The 17,326-nt window shown below is 73.7% G+C and carries 15 protein-coding genes; 8 read left to right on the forward strand and 7 right to left on the reverse strand.

All coding sequences use genetic code 11. The annotated features are described in order from the left end of the window. Positions 1-95: 95 nt before the first annotated feature. From E9549_RS12165 to rpmH, 7 genes are all read right to left on the reverse strand, one after another. A complete protein-coding gene (locus E9549_RS12165; RefSeq protein WP_236826804.1) occupies positions 96-1,148 on the reverse strand; it encodes a ParA family protein in 1,053 nt (350 codons plus the stop codon). 96 nt (positions 1,149-1,244) lie between these two features. Beyond that, positions 1,245-1,901: a 16S rRNA (guanine(527)-N(7))-methyltransferase RsmG gene (gene rsmG, locus E9549_RS12170; RefSeq protein ID WP_236826805.1), complete on the reverse strand. Its 657-nt coding sequence runs from the start codon at positions 1,899-1,901 to the stop codon at positions 1,245-1,247. Between the two features lie 26 nt (positions 1,902-1,927). Beyond that, entirely contained in the window at positions 1,928-2,521 is a 594-nt protein-coding gene (locus tag E9549_RS12175) for a protein jag (protein WP_236826806.1), read from the reverse strand. 88 nt (positions 2,522-2,609) lie between these two features. Next, complete coding sequence (gene yidC, locus E9549_RS12180) at positions 2,610-3,716, reverse strand: membrane protein insertase YidC (RefSeq protein WP_236826807.1); 1,107 nt, start codon at positions 3,714-3,716, stop codon at positions 2,610-2,612. Then, the gene (yidD, locus tag E9549_RS12185; protein WP_236826808.1) at positions 3,709-4,095 is read right to left on the reverse strand and encodes a membrane protein insertion efficiency factor YidD; all 387 of its coding nucleotides are present in this window, start codon (positions 4,093-4,095) and stop codon (positions 3,709-3,711) included. The genes yidC and yidD overlap by 8 nt, the downstream gene beginning before the upstream one ends. Beyond that, positions 4,092-4,472 (reverse strand): ribonuclease P protein component, encoded by a 381-nt coding sequence (gene rnpA / locus E9549_RS12190; RefSeq protein WP_236826809.1) that lies wholly within the window; start codon positions 4,470-4,472, stop codon positions 4,092-4,094. Before rnpA ends, yidD begins: the two co-directional genes overlap by 4 nt. Before the next feature lies 1 nt (position 4,473). Beyond that, the gene (gene rpmH, locus E9549_RS12195) at positions 4,474-4,611 is read right to left on the reverse strand and encodes a 50S ribosomal protein L34 (RefSeq protein WP_091930872.1); all 138 of its coding nucleotides are present in this window, start codon (positions 4,609-4,611) and stop codon (positions 4,474-4,476) included. 724 nt (positions 4,612-5,335) lie between these two features. Here rpmH and dnaA point away from each other — a divergent pair. From dnaA to gyrB, 8 genes are all read left to right on the forward strand, one after another. Further along, positions 5,336-7,093, forward strand: coding sequence for a chromosomal replication initiator protein DnaA (gene dnaA / locus E9549_RS12200; protein ID WP_236826810.1), 1,758 nt, complete (start codon positions 5,336-5,338; stop codon positions 7,091-7,093). A 907-nt stretch (positions 7,094-8,000) separates the two neighbouring features. Further along, positions 8,001-9,176 carry a DNA polymerase III subunit beta gene (dnaN, locus tag E9549_RS12205; protein ID WP_236826811.1) on the forward strand — a complete coding sequence of 392 codons (1,176 nt, stop codon included), beginning with the start codon at positions 8,001-8,003 and terminating at the stop codon, positions 9,174-9,176. Positions 9,177-9,222: 46 nt separating this feature from the next. Beyond that, positions 9,223-10,194, forward strand: coding sequence for a phosphogluconate dehydrogenase (NAD(+)-dependent, decarboxylating) (gnd, locus tag E9549_RS12210; protein ID WP_255715191.1), 972 nt, complete (start codon positions 9,223-9,225; stop codon positions 10,192-10,194). An 88-nt stretch (positions 10,195-10,282) separates the two neighbouring features. Beyond that, entirely contained in the window at positions 10,283-11,461 is a 1,179-nt protein-coding gene (recF, locus tag E9549_RS12215; RefSeq protein ID WP_236826813.1) for a DNA replication/repair protein RecF, read from the forward strand. After that, entirely contained in the window at positions 11,458-11,958 is a 501-nt protein-coding gene (locus tag E9549_RS12220; RefSeq protein ID WP_236826814.1) for a DUF721 domain-containing protein, read from the forward strand. The genes recF and E9549_RS12220 overlap by 4 nt, the downstream gene beginning before the upstream one ends. 43 nt (positions 11,959-12,001) lie before the next feature. Next, on the forward strand, positions 12,002-12,994 hold the full coding sequence (locus tag E9549_RS12225; RefSeq protein WP_236826815.1) for a hypothetical protein: 993 nt from the start codon (positions 12,002-12,004) through the stop codon (positions 12,992-12,994). A 14-nt stretch (positions 12,995-13,008) separates the two neighbouring features. Further along, the gene (locus tag E9549_RS12230) at positions 13,009-14,796 is read left to right on the forward strand and encodes an ABC transporter ATP-binding protein (protein ID WP_236826816.1); all 1,788 of its coding nucleotides are present in this window, start codon (positions 13,009-13,011) and stop codon (positions 14,794-14,796) included. A 417-nt stretch (positions 14,797-15,213) separates the two neighbouring features. Next, positions 15,214-17,244, forward strand: a complete 2,031-nt coding sequence (gene gyrB, locus E9549_RS12235) for a DNA topoisomerase (ATP-hydrolyzing) subunit B (RefSeq protein ID WP_236826817.1) — start codon at positions 15,214-15,216, stop codon at positions 17,242-17,244. Positions 17,245-17,326 lie beyond the last annotated feature (82 nt).

A 17,326-nucleotide genomic window follows, 5' to 3' on the forward strand; every position in this document is an offset into this window, starting at 1 on the left:
GAGGGGTGGGCGCCGGGCCCGTGGGGATGAGCGCCGCCAGCCCGCGTCCCAGGCCGCCTCGCTTCGTCATCGCTGCTCCTCGCTGGCAGGGGTGGTCACTGGGGGTCCTGGCGGAACGGCACCGACGTCTCCCCGAAGGCGAGGGCGCCGACCGGGGTGGCCCCGTTGCCACCCGCAGCCGCGTCGAGCCGCTCGAGCGCGACACCACGCTGGGCCAGCTCCCGGGCGGCCTCGACGTAGCTGGTCGAACCACGCGAGCCCGGGTCGTAGGTGAGCACCGACTGCCCGTAGCCGGGGGCCTCGGAGACGCGGACGTTGCGGGGGATGACCGCGTCCAGGACCAGCTCGCCGAAGTGGTTGCGCACCTCGTCGGCCACCTGGTCGGCGAGCTTGGTCCGCCCGTCGTACATCGTCAGGAGGATGGTCCGGACGGCGATCCCGGGGTTGAGGTGCTGGCGGACCAGGTCGATGTTGTTGAGCAGCTGACCGAGGCCCTCGAGCGCGTAGTACTCGCACTGGATGGGGATGAGGACCTCGTCGCCGGCCACCAGCGCGTTCAACGTCAGCAGCCCCAGCGACGGGGGGCAGTCGATGAGCACGTAGTGCGGGCGGCGTTCCCGCGGGAGCGCCGCCACGTAGGCCTCGATCGACCGGCGCAGCCGGTGCTCGCGGGCGACCACCGAGACCAGCTCGATCTCGGCGCCGGCGAGGTCGATGGTCGCCGGGACGCAGAGCAGGTTGGGGCTGGCCGTCGTCTGGTGCACCACCTCGGAGAGCGTGCTGTCGCCGACGAGCGCGTCGTAGATCGAGGGCGTGCCCACGGTGTGCTCCACGCCGAGGGCGGTGCTCGCGTTGCCCTGCGGGTCGAGGTCGATCACCAGGGTCCGCAGCCCGTACAGGGCGAGCGCCACCCCCAGGTTCACCGTGGACGTGGTCTTGCCGACCCCGCCCTTCTGGTTCGCGATGGTGATGACCCGGATGCGCCCGGGAGCCGGGAACGGCTCCTGCTCGGCGGCGTGCAGCACGCGCGTCGCGCGCAGGGCCTCCATGGCGATCGGGCTGTCGAAGTCCGCGAGCCCACCCGAGGACGTCGTCGCCGACTGGTCAGCGGCGAGGCTGCTGCGCAGCCGCTCGCCCGGGTCGGTCATCGCAGGTCCTTCCTCTGCCGGCGTTTCACGTGGAACGGGTCGGGTAGCGCTGGCTGTTCCACGTGGAACAGGACGCGCGTGGGCCTGCCGGCGCCGTCACCGGTCCCCCCGTGTCATGACCACCACGGTAGTGGCAGCGTCCCCCAGTGATGCACCGACGGCCCGTGCCTCGATGTCGCGCATCCCGGCGGCGTGCAGCTCGGGGCGGAGCGCCGGCAGCTCGGCGAGCGCGCGGGCTCCGACGAGCGCCACCAGCTGGGCACCCGGCCGGAGCAACCCGCGGCACCAGCCGACCAGGCGGGGGAGCGGTGCGACGGCCCGGGCCGTGACGACGTCGACCCGGCCGACGGCGGCGACGACCGATCGGTCCTCGGCGCGGCCCCGCACCACCCGCCAGGCGGCCGGTGGCTCGGCCAGATCGGCGACCGCCTCCTCCAGGAACTCCACCCGGCGGGCCATCGGCTCGACCAGCGTCAGCGCGATGTCGGGGCGGGCCAGGCCGAGGGGGATCCCGGGGAGACCGGCACCGCTGCCCACGTCGACCACCCGTGCGTCGCGGGGAACCGCCTCGGCCACCGCCGCGCTGTTGAGCACGTGCCGCTCCCACAACCGCGGGACCTCGCGCGGCCCGATCAGGCCCCGGGTCACCCCGTCGGAGGCCAGCCGGGCCACGTAGCGCTGCGCCGCGGGGAGGGCCGCGCCGAACACTGCGCCCGCCTGCGCCGGCGCGGCCGGGACCTGCGGCACGTCCACGGCGCCGGCTCCGGGACCTGCCCCGCTCACCTGTCGGGCAGGACCACGACGCGGCGGCGGGGCTCCTCGCCCTCCGACTCGCTGTGCACCCCCGCGACCGAGGCGATGACGTCGTGCACGACCTTGCGCTCGAACGGGTTCATCGGGCTGAGCCGCTCGGGCTGCCCGCTGGCGGCGACCCGCCGCGCGGTCTCCGCGGCCAGCGAGGTGAGGTCCGCCCGTCGCTTGGCCCGGTACCCGCCGACGTCGAGCATGAGCCGGCTGCGCACGCCGGTGGACTGCGCGACGGCGAGGCGGGTGAGCTCCTGCAGCGCCTCCAGCGTCGCACCGTCCGGCCCGATGAGGTCGCCCAGCTTGCCCCCGACGATCGCGACCGATGCCCGGTCGCCCTCGACGTCGAGGTCGATGTCGCCGTCCACGTCGAGGATGTCGAGGAGGCGCTCGAGGTAGTCCCCGGCCACGTCGCCCTCGCGGACCAGCAGGTCCTCACCGGCCCCACCGGCCCCGCCGGTCCCGTCCGCCTCGACGTCGACGGGCTCCACGACGGCGTCGTCGCTGGCGGGGTCCGCGTCGGGCAGGGCGGGTGGGTTGTCTGTCACGGGCTGCTGCGGAGCACTCACGGGTGTTCCTCCCAGTTCGGTGCGGCGGCCGGGTCGTCCCGGTGGTCTGGATGCCGGACGGGCCGGCGGTCGAGCGGTACGGCGGAGGTCAGCGACGCTTCCGCTTCCCACGGTTGGCCGGCCCCTGGCCCGCGCCGGGGCGGGACGTGCGGCCCGAACCCGAGCCGGCGGAGCGCGACCCGGCGGACCCGTTGCCCGTCGACCCGTTCGCGGTGGAGCCGCCGGCTGCAGGGTCCGGCCCGACGACGCCGTCGCCGTCCACGGTGCTGGACGGGGCGACGGTGCTGCCCGACGGGCGACCCTGCTTGGGGCGGACCGGCTTGGCGCCGGGCTTGGGAGCCAGCGTCTTGGGGTCGATCGCCGGCTTCTCCGCCGCGGCCTTGGCCTTGGCGGCGTCGGAGCCGGGCGGCGGCATCTTGCGCAGGATGAAGAACTGCTGGCCCATGGTCCACAGGTTGTTCGTCATCCAGTAGATGAGGACACCGATCGGGAAGATGAACCCGGAGACGAAGAGGCTGATCGGGACGCCGTAGAGCATCAGCTTCTGCACCATCGCGGCCTGGCCCTCGACCGGCCCCGAGCGCGCCATGATCTGCTTCTGCGTGAAGTACGTCGTGAAGCACATGACCACGATCAGCGCGAACGCGACGATGCGGATGTTCGTGTAGTTGACGCCGGCGATCCCGAGGATCGCCTCCTCCTTGGCGCCGCTCATGTTGAACGACGCGGAGATCGGCGCACCGAAGAGCTGCGCGCGGGCGGCCTGGTCGGTGAGCTCGTCGGTCCAGGAGTAGAGCCCCTGCTTGTCCGGCGCGAGCCGGCGCAGGACGTGGAACAGCGCCAGGAAGACCGGGATCTGCGGCAGGATCGGCAGGCAGCCGGCCAGCGGGTTGACGCCGCGCTCCTTCTGGAGCTGCTGCATCGCCACCGCCATGCCCTGGCGGTCGCTGCCGTACTGCTTGCGCAGCTTGGCGATCTCCGGCTGGAGCTCCTGCATCGCCCGCTGCGACTTGACCTGCTTGACGAAGAGCGGGAAGAGGATGAGCCGGATCGTGACGACCAGGAAGACGATCGCGAGCACCCAGCTCAGGCCGCCGAGGGCTGTCTCAGGCGCCGGGTCGCCGAAGACCAGGTTCCACAGCGAGTGCCACCGGGCCATGACCCAGGAGATGGCGGTGTACAGCCAGTCAAGCAACGGAGGACTCCTCCTGCGGGGTCCGGCACGCGGCCGGCGGGGTGGCCTCGCGGCCGGGGTCATCGGACGGCGCGACCGGAGGACGTGCCGCTGGGGTGGACGAGCGGGAGCCCGTCCCGGTTCCACGGGCCGGCGGGACGGGGTCGACCCCGCCCGGGTGCCAGGGTGCGCACTTGCCCAGCCGGACCAGCGTCAGCCAGCTGCCCCGGCCTGCGCCGTGCTGCGCGACCGCCTCGGCGGCGTAGGCGCTGCACGTGGGGTGGAACCGGCAGCGCGGCGGGAACGCCGGGCTGATGGCGCGGGAGTAGAAGCCGACCGCGCGCAGCAGCAACCGCGCGGCGGCGGAACGCCGCGGGTCCGGCCCCGCCGGGCCGGTCATCGCCGGGGCCCCCGGTCGCCGAGCAGCCGGTCCAGGCCTGCGGTCAGGTCGCGGTGCAGCGCCGCCGAATCGGCGTCCGCGGCCTCGGGGCGGGCGCGGACGACGAGGTCCGCGCTCGCGGGCAGCCGGTCCAGCTCCGTGCGGACGACGGCACGCAGCCGGCGGGTCACCCGGTGGCGGACCACCGAGTTGCCCACGCTCCTGCCCACCACGAAACCGGCCCGCGCAACCGCCGGCGACGAGGTGTCGCCGGCCGGCTGCTCGGGCCGTTCGGGGAGGTAGTGCAGCACCATGGTCGGCCGCCCGGCGCGCCGGCCGGATCGGACCACCGCGGTGAACTCCGGGCGCCGGCGCAGGCGTGCCTGCGCAGGCAGCACGTCAGGCGGAGAGCTTCTCGCGGCCCTTGCGCCGACGGGTGGCGAGGATCGCCCGGCCGGCGCGGGTCCGCATCCGCAGCCGGAAGCCGTGGGTCTTGGACCGGCGGCGGTTGTTCGGCTGGAAGGTGCGCTTGCTCACGAGGTACTCCCACTACACGGCATCGGCGGTGCGGCCCCGTCGGTGGACGGGGACGCGCGGGGTGACGGTGGCGGCGTCCGCCGCACCCGGCACCCCAGAAGCTGGCACTGCGGACGGCGACGCCCCGACCTGGCCGCGCAGGCGCACTGCGGCGGCCGGGAACGGGCACACCCGTCCACAGACTCCCGCCAGCATAGCCGAGGACCGGCGCCGGGCGGCGGCCGGTCGCAGGCCGACCGCCCATCCTGCCGCCGGACCCGGGGCGCACGCCGCCCGGCACGCCGGTGCCGCCCGTCACCGCCGCTACCCGTGCGGCCGCCCGAGCACGGACAGGCCGCACGGGGCGACGCAGGTCCGTCGGCCCTGTCGGCGTTGCCCGGCTGTGGATGAAGCTGTTAGCGTCGCCGTCGCTCCGCGTCGGGCGTCAGGGTCACGACGCGTGGGCCGACCCCGTCGGTCGACCGACCGCCGGACCTCCCCTCCAACCGCCGCACACCGGCCGTGACCTGCAGCGATGCTCTTCCGGCCGGATCGCCGTGCGACGCCGGCCCAGCACCTCGCCGGCCGTGCACAGCCTGTGGACACCCGTGTGGAACACCTGCGCCCGCGCGTCCACAGCCGCGGACACGGGTGGATGCTGGACGGATCACGGGGGGAGCTCGGCGCGGACCGCCGGGCGTACCGGACCGGCCGTGGGGTCGACTGCATGGGAGGACGAAGCGGGATGGCCGACACGCCGGATCTGCCAACTGTCTGGGACCAGATCCGCGAGCGGCTGGCGACCAGCCTCTCCCCGCAGCAGAACGCGATGCTGAACCTCACCCGGCCCGTCGGCCTGTTCGAGGGCACCGCGGTGCTGGCCGCTCCGAACGAGTTCACCCAGACGGTGCTCGAGTCGCGCATGCGCCGGGTGCTGGCCGAGGCCCTGTCCGAGCAGTTCGGGCGGGACATCCACGTCGCCGTCCAGCTCGAGGACGCGCCCCCCGCGCCGGTGGTCGCGCCCCTGGACGAGGAACCGACGCGCCGCCCCTGGTCGGCGGTCGAGGCGCAGCGCGCCGAGGAGGACCAGGCGACCCGGGACCGTGCCGACGACGGGCGCAGCGCGTTCGGCGTCCGCACCGACGTCGTCGGCACTCCGGCGCCGTGGGACCGGCCCGCGTCCGCCGACCGGCCGATCGGCCACGACTTCCCCGAGATCCGGGAGCTGCACCCCGCCGACGGCCCGCCGCGTCCCCCCGCCGACCGCGGGGCGCCCGAGGACTGGAGCACCACGACCTGGGGCGGTGGCGCGGCGGCGCCGGCCGACGACCGGGACTGGGGCGGGGCCGGGACCGCGCCGACCGCCGACGTGCTGCCCTTCGACGTCGACGCCGCGGCGGGGGAGCAGCGCCGGTCCGGGGCCGTGACCCGCGGCCGCCGTCCGGAGGGCGGCCGGCCGGCCGGCCTGGACCCGGGGCTCAACCCCAAGTACGTCTTCGACAGTTTCGTCATCGGCAACAGCAACCGCTTCGCCCACGCCGCGGCGGTCGCGGTCGCCGAGGCGCCGGCCCGCGCGTACAACCCGCTGTTCATCTACGGCGAGTCCGGCCTGGGGAAGACCCACCTGCTGCACGCGATCGGCCACTACGCCGCGCGCATGTTCCCCAACGTCAAGGTGCGCTACGTCAGCACCGAGGAGTTCACCAACGAGTTCATCAACCTGGTGCACTCCGGCCGGGCCGAGGACTTCCGCCGTCGCTACCGGGACATCGACTTCCTGCTCATCGACGACATCCAGTTCCTGGAGCGCGCCGAGCGGACGCAGGAGGAGTTCTTCCACACCTTCAACACGCTGCACAACGCCAGCAAGCAGATCGTCATCACCTCCGACCGGCCGCCGAAGAAGCTGACGACGCTTGAGGACCGGCTGCGCACCCGCTTCGAGTGGGGCCTGATCACCGACGTCCAGGCGCCCGACCTCGAGACCCGCATCGCGATCCTCCGCAAGAAGGCGTGGGGCGAGCGGCTGCAGGTGCCCGACCAGGTGCTGGAGTTCATCGCGTCGAAGGTGCAGACCAACATCCGCGAGCTGGAGGGCGCGCTGATCCGCGTCACGGCGTTCGCGTCGCTGAACAAGCAGCAGGTGGACCTGCCGCTGGCCGAGCTGGTGCTCAAGGACCTGATCAGCGACGAGCAGGGCCCGCAGATCACCGCGGCGATCATCATGGCCGCCACCGCGGAGTACTTCTCCGTGACGATGGAGGAGCTGCAGGGCACCAACCGCAGCCGCACCCTGGTCAACGCGCGGCAGATCGCGATGTACCTCTGCCGGGAGCTCACCGAGCTGTCGCTGCCGCGCATCGGGGCGTCCTTCGGCGGCAAGGACCACACCACGGTCATGCACGCCGTCAAGAAGATCACCAACCTGATGAGCGAGCGGCGGGCGACGTACACGCAGGTCACCGAGCTGACCGCCCGCATCAAGAGCCGCGCCCGGCAGTAGGAGCGGCCGCGCCCTCCCCACCCCTCGCACGCTCGGGGCGGTGCCCTGGTCGGGGCCGCTCGGCGGGGCTCTCCGCGGCCTTCGGCGGTGACGCAGCGCAGCCGGTGGAGTCACCGTGCAGACACCTGCCGGCCACCGTCCCGACGCGGTCGACAAGTCGTTGTCCACACCTGTGTGGATCCCTGGGGATGGCGGAACCGCTGGTTCTGCGCACGATGACCCGTGTGACGGCGGTGGCCGGCGTCGACTCGTCGAGAAGTTGTCCCCAGGGATGTGCACAGCTGGGGGAAAGTCCGGTCGGCACCGTTCCGCCGCCGCGCGACCCGGCCTCGCGGGTCGGCCGCCCGGCAGCACGCCGCATCCGGTCTGCACGCGGCTGACCTGCGCGGATGGCCCTGAGGGACGACCCGGCCCGCACCCGTGCCCACCGGCCCCGCGCAGCCGGTGCACACCACCTGGGGACGAGCCGGGGAGACGCGGGGGACAGGACGTGGACCACCGGCGGTCACCGTGCACAACCGTCGATCTGTCCACGTGTCGACAACAGGGGGACGGTGACCACCCACAACCGGCCAACACCCCGGATCGATCGCTGACCTGCGGAAAGGGCTCCGATCCCCAGCTTCCACACCAGTGATGACGAGGATGAAGGAGTTATCCCGGAGATTTCTCGAACCACAGTCCGGGTGGGGACGCTCCGCTGGGTCGGGTTCCCGGCTCCCCGAACCCGAGCACCAGCGCCCCCAGCACCACCAGCAGCCCATCGAGGGACGGGGGTTTCCCCACGGAGGGCTGCAACAGGCACGATGAGCACCGCAGCGGAGCCATCGCCCCGCGGCAGGACGACGACGAGCTCCGCACCCGTACCGGCCACCTCCCCGGCCGGCGCACGGGCGCGGACCGAGCAATGGGTGGTCGAGAGATGAAGTTCCGGGTGGCACGTGAGGTGCTCGCCGACGCCGTCGCCTGGACGGCGCGCAGCCTGCCGCCGCGGCCGTCGGTCCCGGTGCTGGCGGGCATCCTGCTCGAGGCCGACGGGAACCAGCTGTCGGTCTCCGGCTTCGACTACGAGGTCTCGGCGCGCTCGGAGGTCGACGTCCAGACCAGCGAGAGCGGGCGGGTGCTGGTCCCGGGCCGGCTGCTGGCCGAGATCACCCGTGCGCTCCCGCCGCACCCGGTCGAGATCACCGCCGAGGGCCCGCGCCTCGCGATCACCTGCGGCAACGCCCGCTTCAGCCTGCCCACGCTGCCGGTCGAGGACTACCCGTCCCTGCCCGCCATGCCGTCGGCGGCCGGCATCGTCGACAGCGAGGTCTTCAGCGAGGCGGTGGCGCAGGTCGCCATCGCCGCGGGGCGGGACGACACGCTCCCCATGCTCACCGGTGTCCGCCTGGAGATCGACGACGACCAGATCACCCTGGCCGCCACCGACCGCTACCGCCTCGCCGTCCGCGAGTTCGCCTGGCGCCCCCAGACCTCCGGCCTGTCCGCGGCCGTGCTGGTGCCGGCGCGCACGCTGGCCGAGGCGGCCAAGACGCTGACCAGCGGGCCGGAGATCACCCTCTCGCTGTCCTCCGGCAGCTCGGGCGAGGGCATCCTCGGTCTGTCCGGCAAGGACCGGCAGACCACCACCCGGCTGCTGGACGCCGAGTTCGTGAAGTACCGCGCGATCATGCCGTCGGAGTCGTTCGCCAACGCCACGCTGCCGGTCGGCCTGTTCACCGACGCGGCCAAGCGCGTGGCGCTGGTCGCCGAGCGGGGGACGCCGCTGCGCTGCGAGTTCAGCCCCGGTCAGGTGACGCTGCGCGCCGGGGGCAGCGACGACGAGGGGCAGGCTGAGGAGCGCTGCGACGTCGACTTCGACGGCGAGCCGCTGACCATCGGCTTCAACCCGACGTTCCTGCTCGACGGCCTGGCCGCGGTGCACACCGGGCGGGCCCGCATGGACTTCACCAGCCCGCTCAAGCCGGCCGTGCTCTCCGGCGTCGACGAGCCGCCGGCCGACGGGGACGCGCCGCCGGTGCCCGCCGAGCGCGCGGGCAGCTACCGGTACCTGATCATGCCGGTGCGGCTGCCCGGGTGATGCCGGGCGTCGCCCGGGCAGGCGGGAGCGTGCCCGGGCGAGCACGATGGCAGGGAACGCAGTCGAGGTCGAAGAGGGGCGAGTCGTGCAGCTGGGTCTGATCGGGCTGGGGAAGATGGGCGGCAACATGGCCGAGCGGCTGCGCCGCGCCGGTCACGAGGTCGTGGGCTACGACCGGTCACCGGGGAAGCGGGACGTCGAGAGCCTGCCCGCACTGGTCGAGGCGCTCGCCGAGCCCCGCGTCGTGTGGGTGATGGTGCCCTCGGGCGAGCCGACGCGCGCGACCGTCAAGGAGCTGGCCGGTCTCCTCTCCCCCGGCGACGTGATCATCGACGGCGGCAACTCCAAGTACACCGACGACCAGGTGCACGACGTCATGTGCCGCGAGAAGGGCATCGGCTACATCGACTGCGGCGTCTCCGGGGGCGTCTGGGGCCTGGAGAACGGCTACGCGCTCATGGTCGGTGGCACGAAGGAGGACGTCGCCAAGGCCCAGCCGATCTTCGACGCCCTCAAGCCGCCGGCCCCGGTGGACGAGTCCGGGCAGGAGATCCCGGGCGCGGGCTACGTGCACGCCGGCCCCGTGGGCGCCGGCCACTTCAGCAAGATGGTCCACAACGGCATCGAGTACGCCCTCATGCAGGCCTACGGCGAGGGGTACGAGCTGCTCGCCGCGGTCGACCTCATCGAGGACGTCCCCGGCGTCATCGCCTCCTGGACGCAGGGCACCGTCATCCGCTCCTGGCTGCTGGACCTGCTGGTCCGGGCGCTCCAGGAGGACCCCGCGCTGGAGCGCATCTCCGGCTACGCGGAGGATTCGGGCGAGGGCCGCTGGACGGTGGAGCAGGCGATCGAGAACGCCGTCCCCATGCCGACGATCGCGGCGTCGTTGTTCGCCCGCTTCTCCTCGCGCCAGGACGACTCGCCGACGATGAAGGCCGTCGCCGCGCTGCGCAACCAGTTCGGTGGTCACGCGGTCCGCGCCGTCCAGGCGCAGGAGGCCGAGCGGCCCGCCTGAGAAAGGACCCCCCTTCCCCCCACGCCTCGCTCCGCTCGGCGCGGGTCCCTGAAGGGGGCCGTTCCAGGCCGTCGCCTGAAAGGCTGAGATGTACCTGAGGCACCTGCAGGTCGGGGACTTCCGCAGCTGGGAACGGGTGGACCTGGCCCTCGGCCCGGGGCCGACGGTGTTCGTCGGCCGCAACGGGGAGGGCAAGACCAACCTCGTCGAGGCGGTCGGCTACCTCTCGACCATGAGCAGCCACCGGGTGTCGGCCGACGCGCCGCTGGTCCGGCACGGGGCGGGGCAGGCGGTGGTGCGGGCCGCCCTGCGCCGCGGTGACCGCGAGCTGCTGGTCGAGATCGAGATCAACCCCGGCAGGGCGAACCGGGTGCGGGTGAACCGGGCGGCGCTGCCGCGGCCGCGCGAGCTCCTCGGGCTGGTCCGCACGGTGCTCTTCGCCCCGGAGGACCTCTCGCTCGTCCGTGGCGACCCGACCGAGCGGCGTCGGTTCCTCGACGAGCTGCTGGCCACCCGGACCCCCCGGCTGGCGGGGGTGCGCAGCGACTACGACCGCGTGCTCAAGCAGCGCAACGCCCTGCTGAAGACCGCCCGGCTGGCCCGTGGCAAGGCGGTGGAGACCCTCGACGTCTGGGACGGCCACCTCACCGACCTCGGCGCGCAGGTCCTCGCCGCCCGCCTGCGGCTGGTCGCCGACCTCGCGCCGCACGTCGCCGACTCCTACGCCGGCGTCGCCGGGGCGGGTGCCGCCGCGGCCGGGCTCGGCTACAGCTCGACGGTGCCGCTGGCCGGTGAGGGCGCGGCGCTGGTGCCCGGCACCGCGCTGCCCTCGGTGGAGGAGCTGGCCGAGTCGATGCGCGCCCGCATCGCCGAGCGCCGGGGCGACGAGCTCGACCGCGGCATGACGCTGGTCGGCCCGCACCGCGACGACCTGGTGATCCACCTGGGTCCGGCCCCCGCGAAGGGTTTCGCCAGCCACGGCGAGTCGTGGTCGCTGGCACTCGCCCTGAAGCTGGCGACCTTCGCGCTGCTGCGCAGCGAGGGCGAGGACCCGATCCTGGTGCTGGACGACGTCTTCGCCACCCTGGACGCCGAGCGGCGGGCCGCGCTGGCCGCCGTCGCCCGGTCGGCCGAGCAGACGCTGATCACCGCGGCCGTGGTCGACGACGTGCCGGCCGAGCTCCGGGGGACCCGCGTCGAGGTGGGTGGCGGCATGGCGCTCGTGGTGAAGGATGCGGTCCCGGTGGGCGAGGGAGGCATGCCGTGAGCGACGACCGGCCGGCACGACCCAGCGACATCGCGCGCGCCGCGCTCGAGGCGGCCCGCGCCGCGTCGGCGTCCCGGCCGCAGCCCACCCGGCGCCGGATCGCGGGGCCGCGCCGAACCTGGACCGGCCCCCGCCCGGGCGCCGACGACCCGCAGCCGCTGGGCAACCTCGTCGACGCCCTGGTGAACCAGCAGGACTGGTCGGCCCGCACGAAGGTCGGCTCGGTCTTCGGCCGCTGGGACGCGATCGTCGGCCCGGACATCGCGTCGCACTGCCGGCCGCAGACCCTCACCGAGGGGGAACTGCTGGTCGTGGCCGAGTCCACGGCCTGGGCGACGCAGCTCCGCCTGCTGGCCCCGTCGATCCTCGGGAAGCTGCGGGCGCAGGTCGGCGGGGACGTCGTGACGAGGTTGCGCGTTGTCGGACCGACGGCTCCCAGCTGGAAGAAGGGTCCGCGCTCGGTGCGCGGGCGGGGACCGCGCGACACGTACGGATGAGGCGCCCGCCCGGCGGGCCGGCGCCGGGGAGGACGATGCAGGCATGAGCACCCCCCGCGACCGTGACCGGGACGGCTTCGACGACGGCGACGGCCGCGGCTGGCAGGAGCCGCCGCACCTCGGTGGCGGTGGGTCCGGCGACGACGAGGACCGCCCCAACGTCGCCGACCGGCGGAAGACGCCCCGTGACGAGCCGCCGGCGAACCAGCCCTGGCAGCCCCCGGGCTGGGACCTGCCCGCCGCGGAGCCCGACCGACCGGCCCCTCGCGACGACGCCCCGCCCGCGCAGTACCCGCCGCCGCAGGTGCCTCCCTCGGAGCAGGCGCCGTACCCGCCGCAGCAGCACCCGCAGGAGCAACACCCCCCGCAGGGCTTCCCGCCCCCGGAGCAGCCGGCTCCGCGCGGCCTGTTCGGCCGTCGCCGCCGCAAGCCGGGTGCGGTGGAGCGGGTGTTCCGCTACGAGGGCGACCTCGTGGGCGCCCAGGGGTGGGCGCTGCAGCAGGGCTGGACGGTGTCCGACGGCACCGCTCCGCAGGACGCGCCCCTGGCCGACCTGATCGCGAGCGCCCCGGTGCGGGCCACCAAGGACCACCGGGCCGGGAACGTCCTGCGCGGCCGGGTGGGGACCCTGGAGCTGGTGGCGTTCGACGTGGTCTACGCGTCGGGGCGCTACCTGGTGCCGGAGTACGCGATCACCGCCGTCCCCATGCTGGGCAGCGTGCCGGGTTTCCGGCTGAGCCCGGCGCGCTTCTGGCGGCACCGGACCGGTGGCCTGGTGCCGGTGCCCAGCGGGGACCAGGCCTTCGACGCCCGCTGGCTGCTGCTGGCGGCGGAGGACGACCCGCGGCTGCGCCGGCTCGCGCAGGACCCGGCCGTGCACGCCCTGCTGCTGGGCAGCGACGACGGTGACGAGTTCTGGTCGGGCGCGGGCGACCACATAGCGGCGATCCGGCCCGACGGGCACCGCCCGCAGCTGCTCGAGCACCACGCCCGCCTGCTGACGGCGATCACCGCCGCCCTCACCTCGGGGTACTGAGGGCGCCCGCACCCGTGAGCGCACCCTCCTCGGCGGACGGCGCCGGCGCGGCCGGGGGCACCGAGCCGCCCCCGGCCGCGCGGCTGCGCGACCTGCTCCCCCTGCTGCGGCCGCACCGCCGCCGGCTGCTGCTCGCCGCGGGGCTGTCGCTGGTCGGTGCGGCCGCCGCGCTCGCCCAGCCGGCCCTGGTGGCCCGGGTCATCGACGTGGTGGGGGCCGGTGAGCCGCTGCTGCCCGCGGTCGCCCTGCTGGTGGTCGTCCTGCTGGTGGCCTCGGCCCTGGGCGCGCTGCAGGGGTTCGTGCTGCAGAGCACCGCCGAGGGGTTCGTGCTCACCACCCGGCTGACCCTGGTCGACCGGCTGCTCCGGCTGCCGGTGGCCGAGTACGACCGACGGCGCACCGGTGACCTGATGTCCCGGGTCGGCTCGGACACCACGCTGCTGCGCGCCACGGTCACCTCCGGGGTGGTCGACGTCGCCGGATCGGTGGTGGTCGGGGCCGGCGCGCTGGTGGCGATGGCCGTCGTCGACGTCTGGCTGCTGCTGGTCACCGTGCTGGCCGTGGCGGTCGGGGCGGTCACCGCCGTCCTGGCCTCCCGCGGCGTGCGCCGGCTGTCCCAGCGGGCGCAGGAGGAGGTGGGCGCGATGACGGCGGCGGTCGAACGGGCGCTGTCGGCGGTGCGCACCATCCGGGCCAGCGGGGCGACGGGGCGGGAGATCGCGGCGGTCGGCGGCAGCGCCCGGCGCGCGTACACGGCCGGGGTCCAGCTGGCCCGGCTGGAGGCGCTGATCTCGCCGGCCGGGTCGATCGCCGTCCAGGGCGCATTCCTGGCCGTGCTCGGCGTCGGTGGCTACCGGGTGGCCAGCGGGTCGATCACCGTGGCGTCGCTCGTGGCGTTCATCCTCTACCTGTTCCTGCTGGTCATGCCGCTGGGACAGGCGATCGCCGCCTGGACCCAGCTGCAGACCGGCCTGGGGGCGCTCGCCCGCATCCAGGAGGTGCTGGCCCTCCCGCCGGAGCAGGACGAGCGTCCGCAGCGGGCCGGGTCACGACCGGCCGGGCCGGTGGCGGGCGCGCCGCTGCTCGAGCTGGACGACGTCTCGTTCGCCTACCCGGACGGGACGCCGGTGCTGCACGGGGTGTCCCTGCAGGTCCCCGTCGGCAGCAGGGTGGCGCTCGTCGGCCCCTCGGGGGCGGGCAAGTCGACGGTCCTGGCGCTGGTCGAGGGCTTCTACCCGCACGCCGGCGGGACCATCCGGTGGGCGGGCACCGACGTCCGGGAGCTCCCCCGGGCGGCCCTCCGCGCGCGGCTGGGCTACGTCGAGCAGGAGGCCCCCGTGCTCGCGGGCAGCGTGCGGGACAACCTGCTGCTGACCCGGCCGGACGCGACCGACCCGGACCTGTGGGCGGTCCTCGCCGACGTCGGCCTCACCGACGTCGTCCGGCGCTCGCCGCGCGGGCTCGACGTGCTGGTCGGTGACGAGGGCGTGCTGCTGTCCGGGGGCGAGCGGCAGCGGCTGGCCATCGCGCGATCGCTGCTGGCCCGCCCGGAGCTGCTGCTGCTCGACGAGCCGACCGCCAGCCTGGACGCGCGCAACGAGAACCTGCTGCGCAGCACCCTGGCGGCGGCGTCGAGCGGGCGGTCGCTGCTGGTCGTCGCCCACCGGCTGTCCACGGTGCTCGACAGCGACCAGATCGTGGTGCTCGACGAGGGCCGGGTGGTCGCCCGGGGGACCCACGACGAGCTGGTCGGCAGCAGCCCCCTGTACCGCGAGCTCGCGGCCGCCCAGCTCCTGGTCTGATCGGACTCCGGCCACGACCAGGGTCCCTGGTCGCGGCGCGTCCTCCCTCGCGGTGGACGGTGCGGGAGGACGCCGCGCGGTGCGGGCGACGACGGCCTCGGCACGCGACGGGACCCCCCTGAGGCCGGTGTTCCACGTGGAACGCGACCGACCGGTGGTGGCCCCGCCCGGCACCCGACCGGCCAGCGCCGCCTTTGACGGCGTGTCGGAGCGGGGGCCAAGCAGGATGGTGGAGAGCCCCGCGGGAGCGGCGCAGACACGACGTCAGGGCGTGCACGGCACGGTTCCTGTCGTACCTCGCGGTATCGTGGGAGACGAAAACCGTCAGCAACCGGCTGAGCGCCCTCCTGCGCCGTTCCGGCTCCCCGTGCGTGCTCGGGGCCCCGGCGCGCCGGTTGCTCGAGAGGAAGGCCCCACGTGGTCGCAGCACCCCAGGTCGACAACACCTACTCCGGCAGTTCCATCACCGTCCTCGAGGGCCTCGAGGCGGTGCGGAAGCGCCCCGGTATGTACATCGGCTCCACCGGTGAGCGCGGTCTGCACCACATGGTGTGGGAGGTCGTGGACAACGCCGTCGACGAGGCGCTGGCCGGCTACTGCGACACCGTGAAGGTCACCCTGCTCGCCGACGGCGGCGTCCGGGTGGAGGACAACGGCCGCGGCATCCCGGTGGACATGCACCCCGTCGAGAAGCGGCCGACGGTCGAGGTCATCATGACCGTCCTGCACGCGGGCGGGAAGTTCGACGGCAAGAGCTACGGCGTCTCCGGTGGTCTGCACGGCGTCGGCGTCACCGTCGTCAACGCCCTCTCGACCAGGCTCGACGTCCGGGTCTGGACCCGCGGCAAGGAGTGGCACCAGGAGTACACCGAGGCCAAGCCGGGCCCGCTCGTGGAGGTCGGGCCGACCGACAAGCGCGGCAGCCAGATCACCTTCTGGGCCGACGGCGGCATCTTCGAGACGACGACCTACTCGTTCGACACGATCAACCGCCGGCTGCAGGAGATGGCCTTCCTGAACGCCGGGCTGACCATCGTCCTGCGCGACGAGCGCCCGGGTCACGCCAAGGCGGAGACGGGTGTCGGCGAGGAGTCGCTGGCCGAGGCGGCCACCCCGGCCGAGGCCGAGGACGAGGCGTTCGAGCCGACGGAGGTCACGTACCGGTACGACGGCGGCCTCGTCGACTTCGTCGGCCACATCAACCGGCGCCGGACGCCGATCCACAAGTCGGTCATCGGCTTCTCCGCCGAGGGCACCGGCAAGAACGACATGGCCATGTCCGTGGACATCGCGATGCAGTGGTCCGACGCCTACTCCGAGTCGGTGCACACCTTCGCCAACGTCATCAACACCCACGAGGGCGGCACGCACGAGGAGGGCTTCCGCGCGGCGCTCACCTCGATCGTCAACCGGTACGCCGTCGAGAAGAAGCTGCTCAAGGAGAAGGACGAGAAGCTCACCGGCGACGACATCCGGGAGGGCCTCGCCGCGATCGTCTCGGTGAAGATCGGCGACCCGCAGTTCGAGGGCCAGACCAAGACCAAGCTCGGCAACACCGAGGTCAAGGGCTTCGTCCAGAAGATCTGCAACGAGCAGATCGGGCACTGGTTCGAGTCCAACCCCGCCGAGGCCAAGACGATCATCACCAAGGCCGCCTCGGCCGCCCGCGCCCGGCGCGCCGCGCAGGACGCCCGCAAGCTGGCCCGCAAGAGCCTGCTGAGCAACAACTCGCTGCCGGGCAAGCTGGCCGACTGCCGCTCCACCGACCCGCGGGCCTCGGAGATCTACATCGTCGAGGGTGACTCCGCCGGCGGTTCGGCGAAGTCCGGCCGCGACTCGATGTTCCAGGCGATCCTGCCCATCCGCGGCAAGATCATCAACGTCGAGAAGGCGCGCATCGACCGGGTCCTCAAGAACGCCGAGGTCCAGTCGATGATCACCGCGTTCGGCACCGGCATCCACGACGAGTTCGACATCTCGAAGCTCCGGTACCACAAGATCGTGCTGATGGCCGACGCCGACGTCGACGGCCAGCACATCAGCACCCTGCTGCTGACCCTGCTGTTCCGCTTCATGCGCCCGCTGGTCGAGGGCCAGTACGTCTACCTGGCCAAGCCCCCGCTGTACAAGATCAAGTGGGGTGGCAAGGTCGGCGACGAGTACGCCTACAGCGACCGGGAGCGGGACGCCGTCGTGAAGGCCGGCGTCGATGCGGGCCGCAAGATCAAGGACGAGATGATCCAGCGGTTCAAGGGGCTCGGCGAGATGAACGCCAGCGAGCTCTGGGAGACCACGATGAACCCCGAGACCCGCATCCTGCGCCAGGTGACCCTGGAGGACGCGGCCGCGGCGGACGAGATCTTCAGCGTGCTGATGGGTGAGGACGTCGAGGCCCGCCGCAGCTTCATCACCCGCAACGCCCGGGACGTCCGCTTCCTCGACGTCTGACACCACCCCGTCCTCCTCACGCCTCGCACGCTCGGGGTGGGGAGGGCGGGGCCGGGCCATAGCCGTCGACTTGGCCTTTTGT

The organism is Blastococcus sp. MG754426 (genome assembly GCF_021699055.1).
Lineage (GTDB): Bacteria > Actinomycetota > Actinomycetes > Mycobacteriales > Geodermatophilaceae > Blastococcus.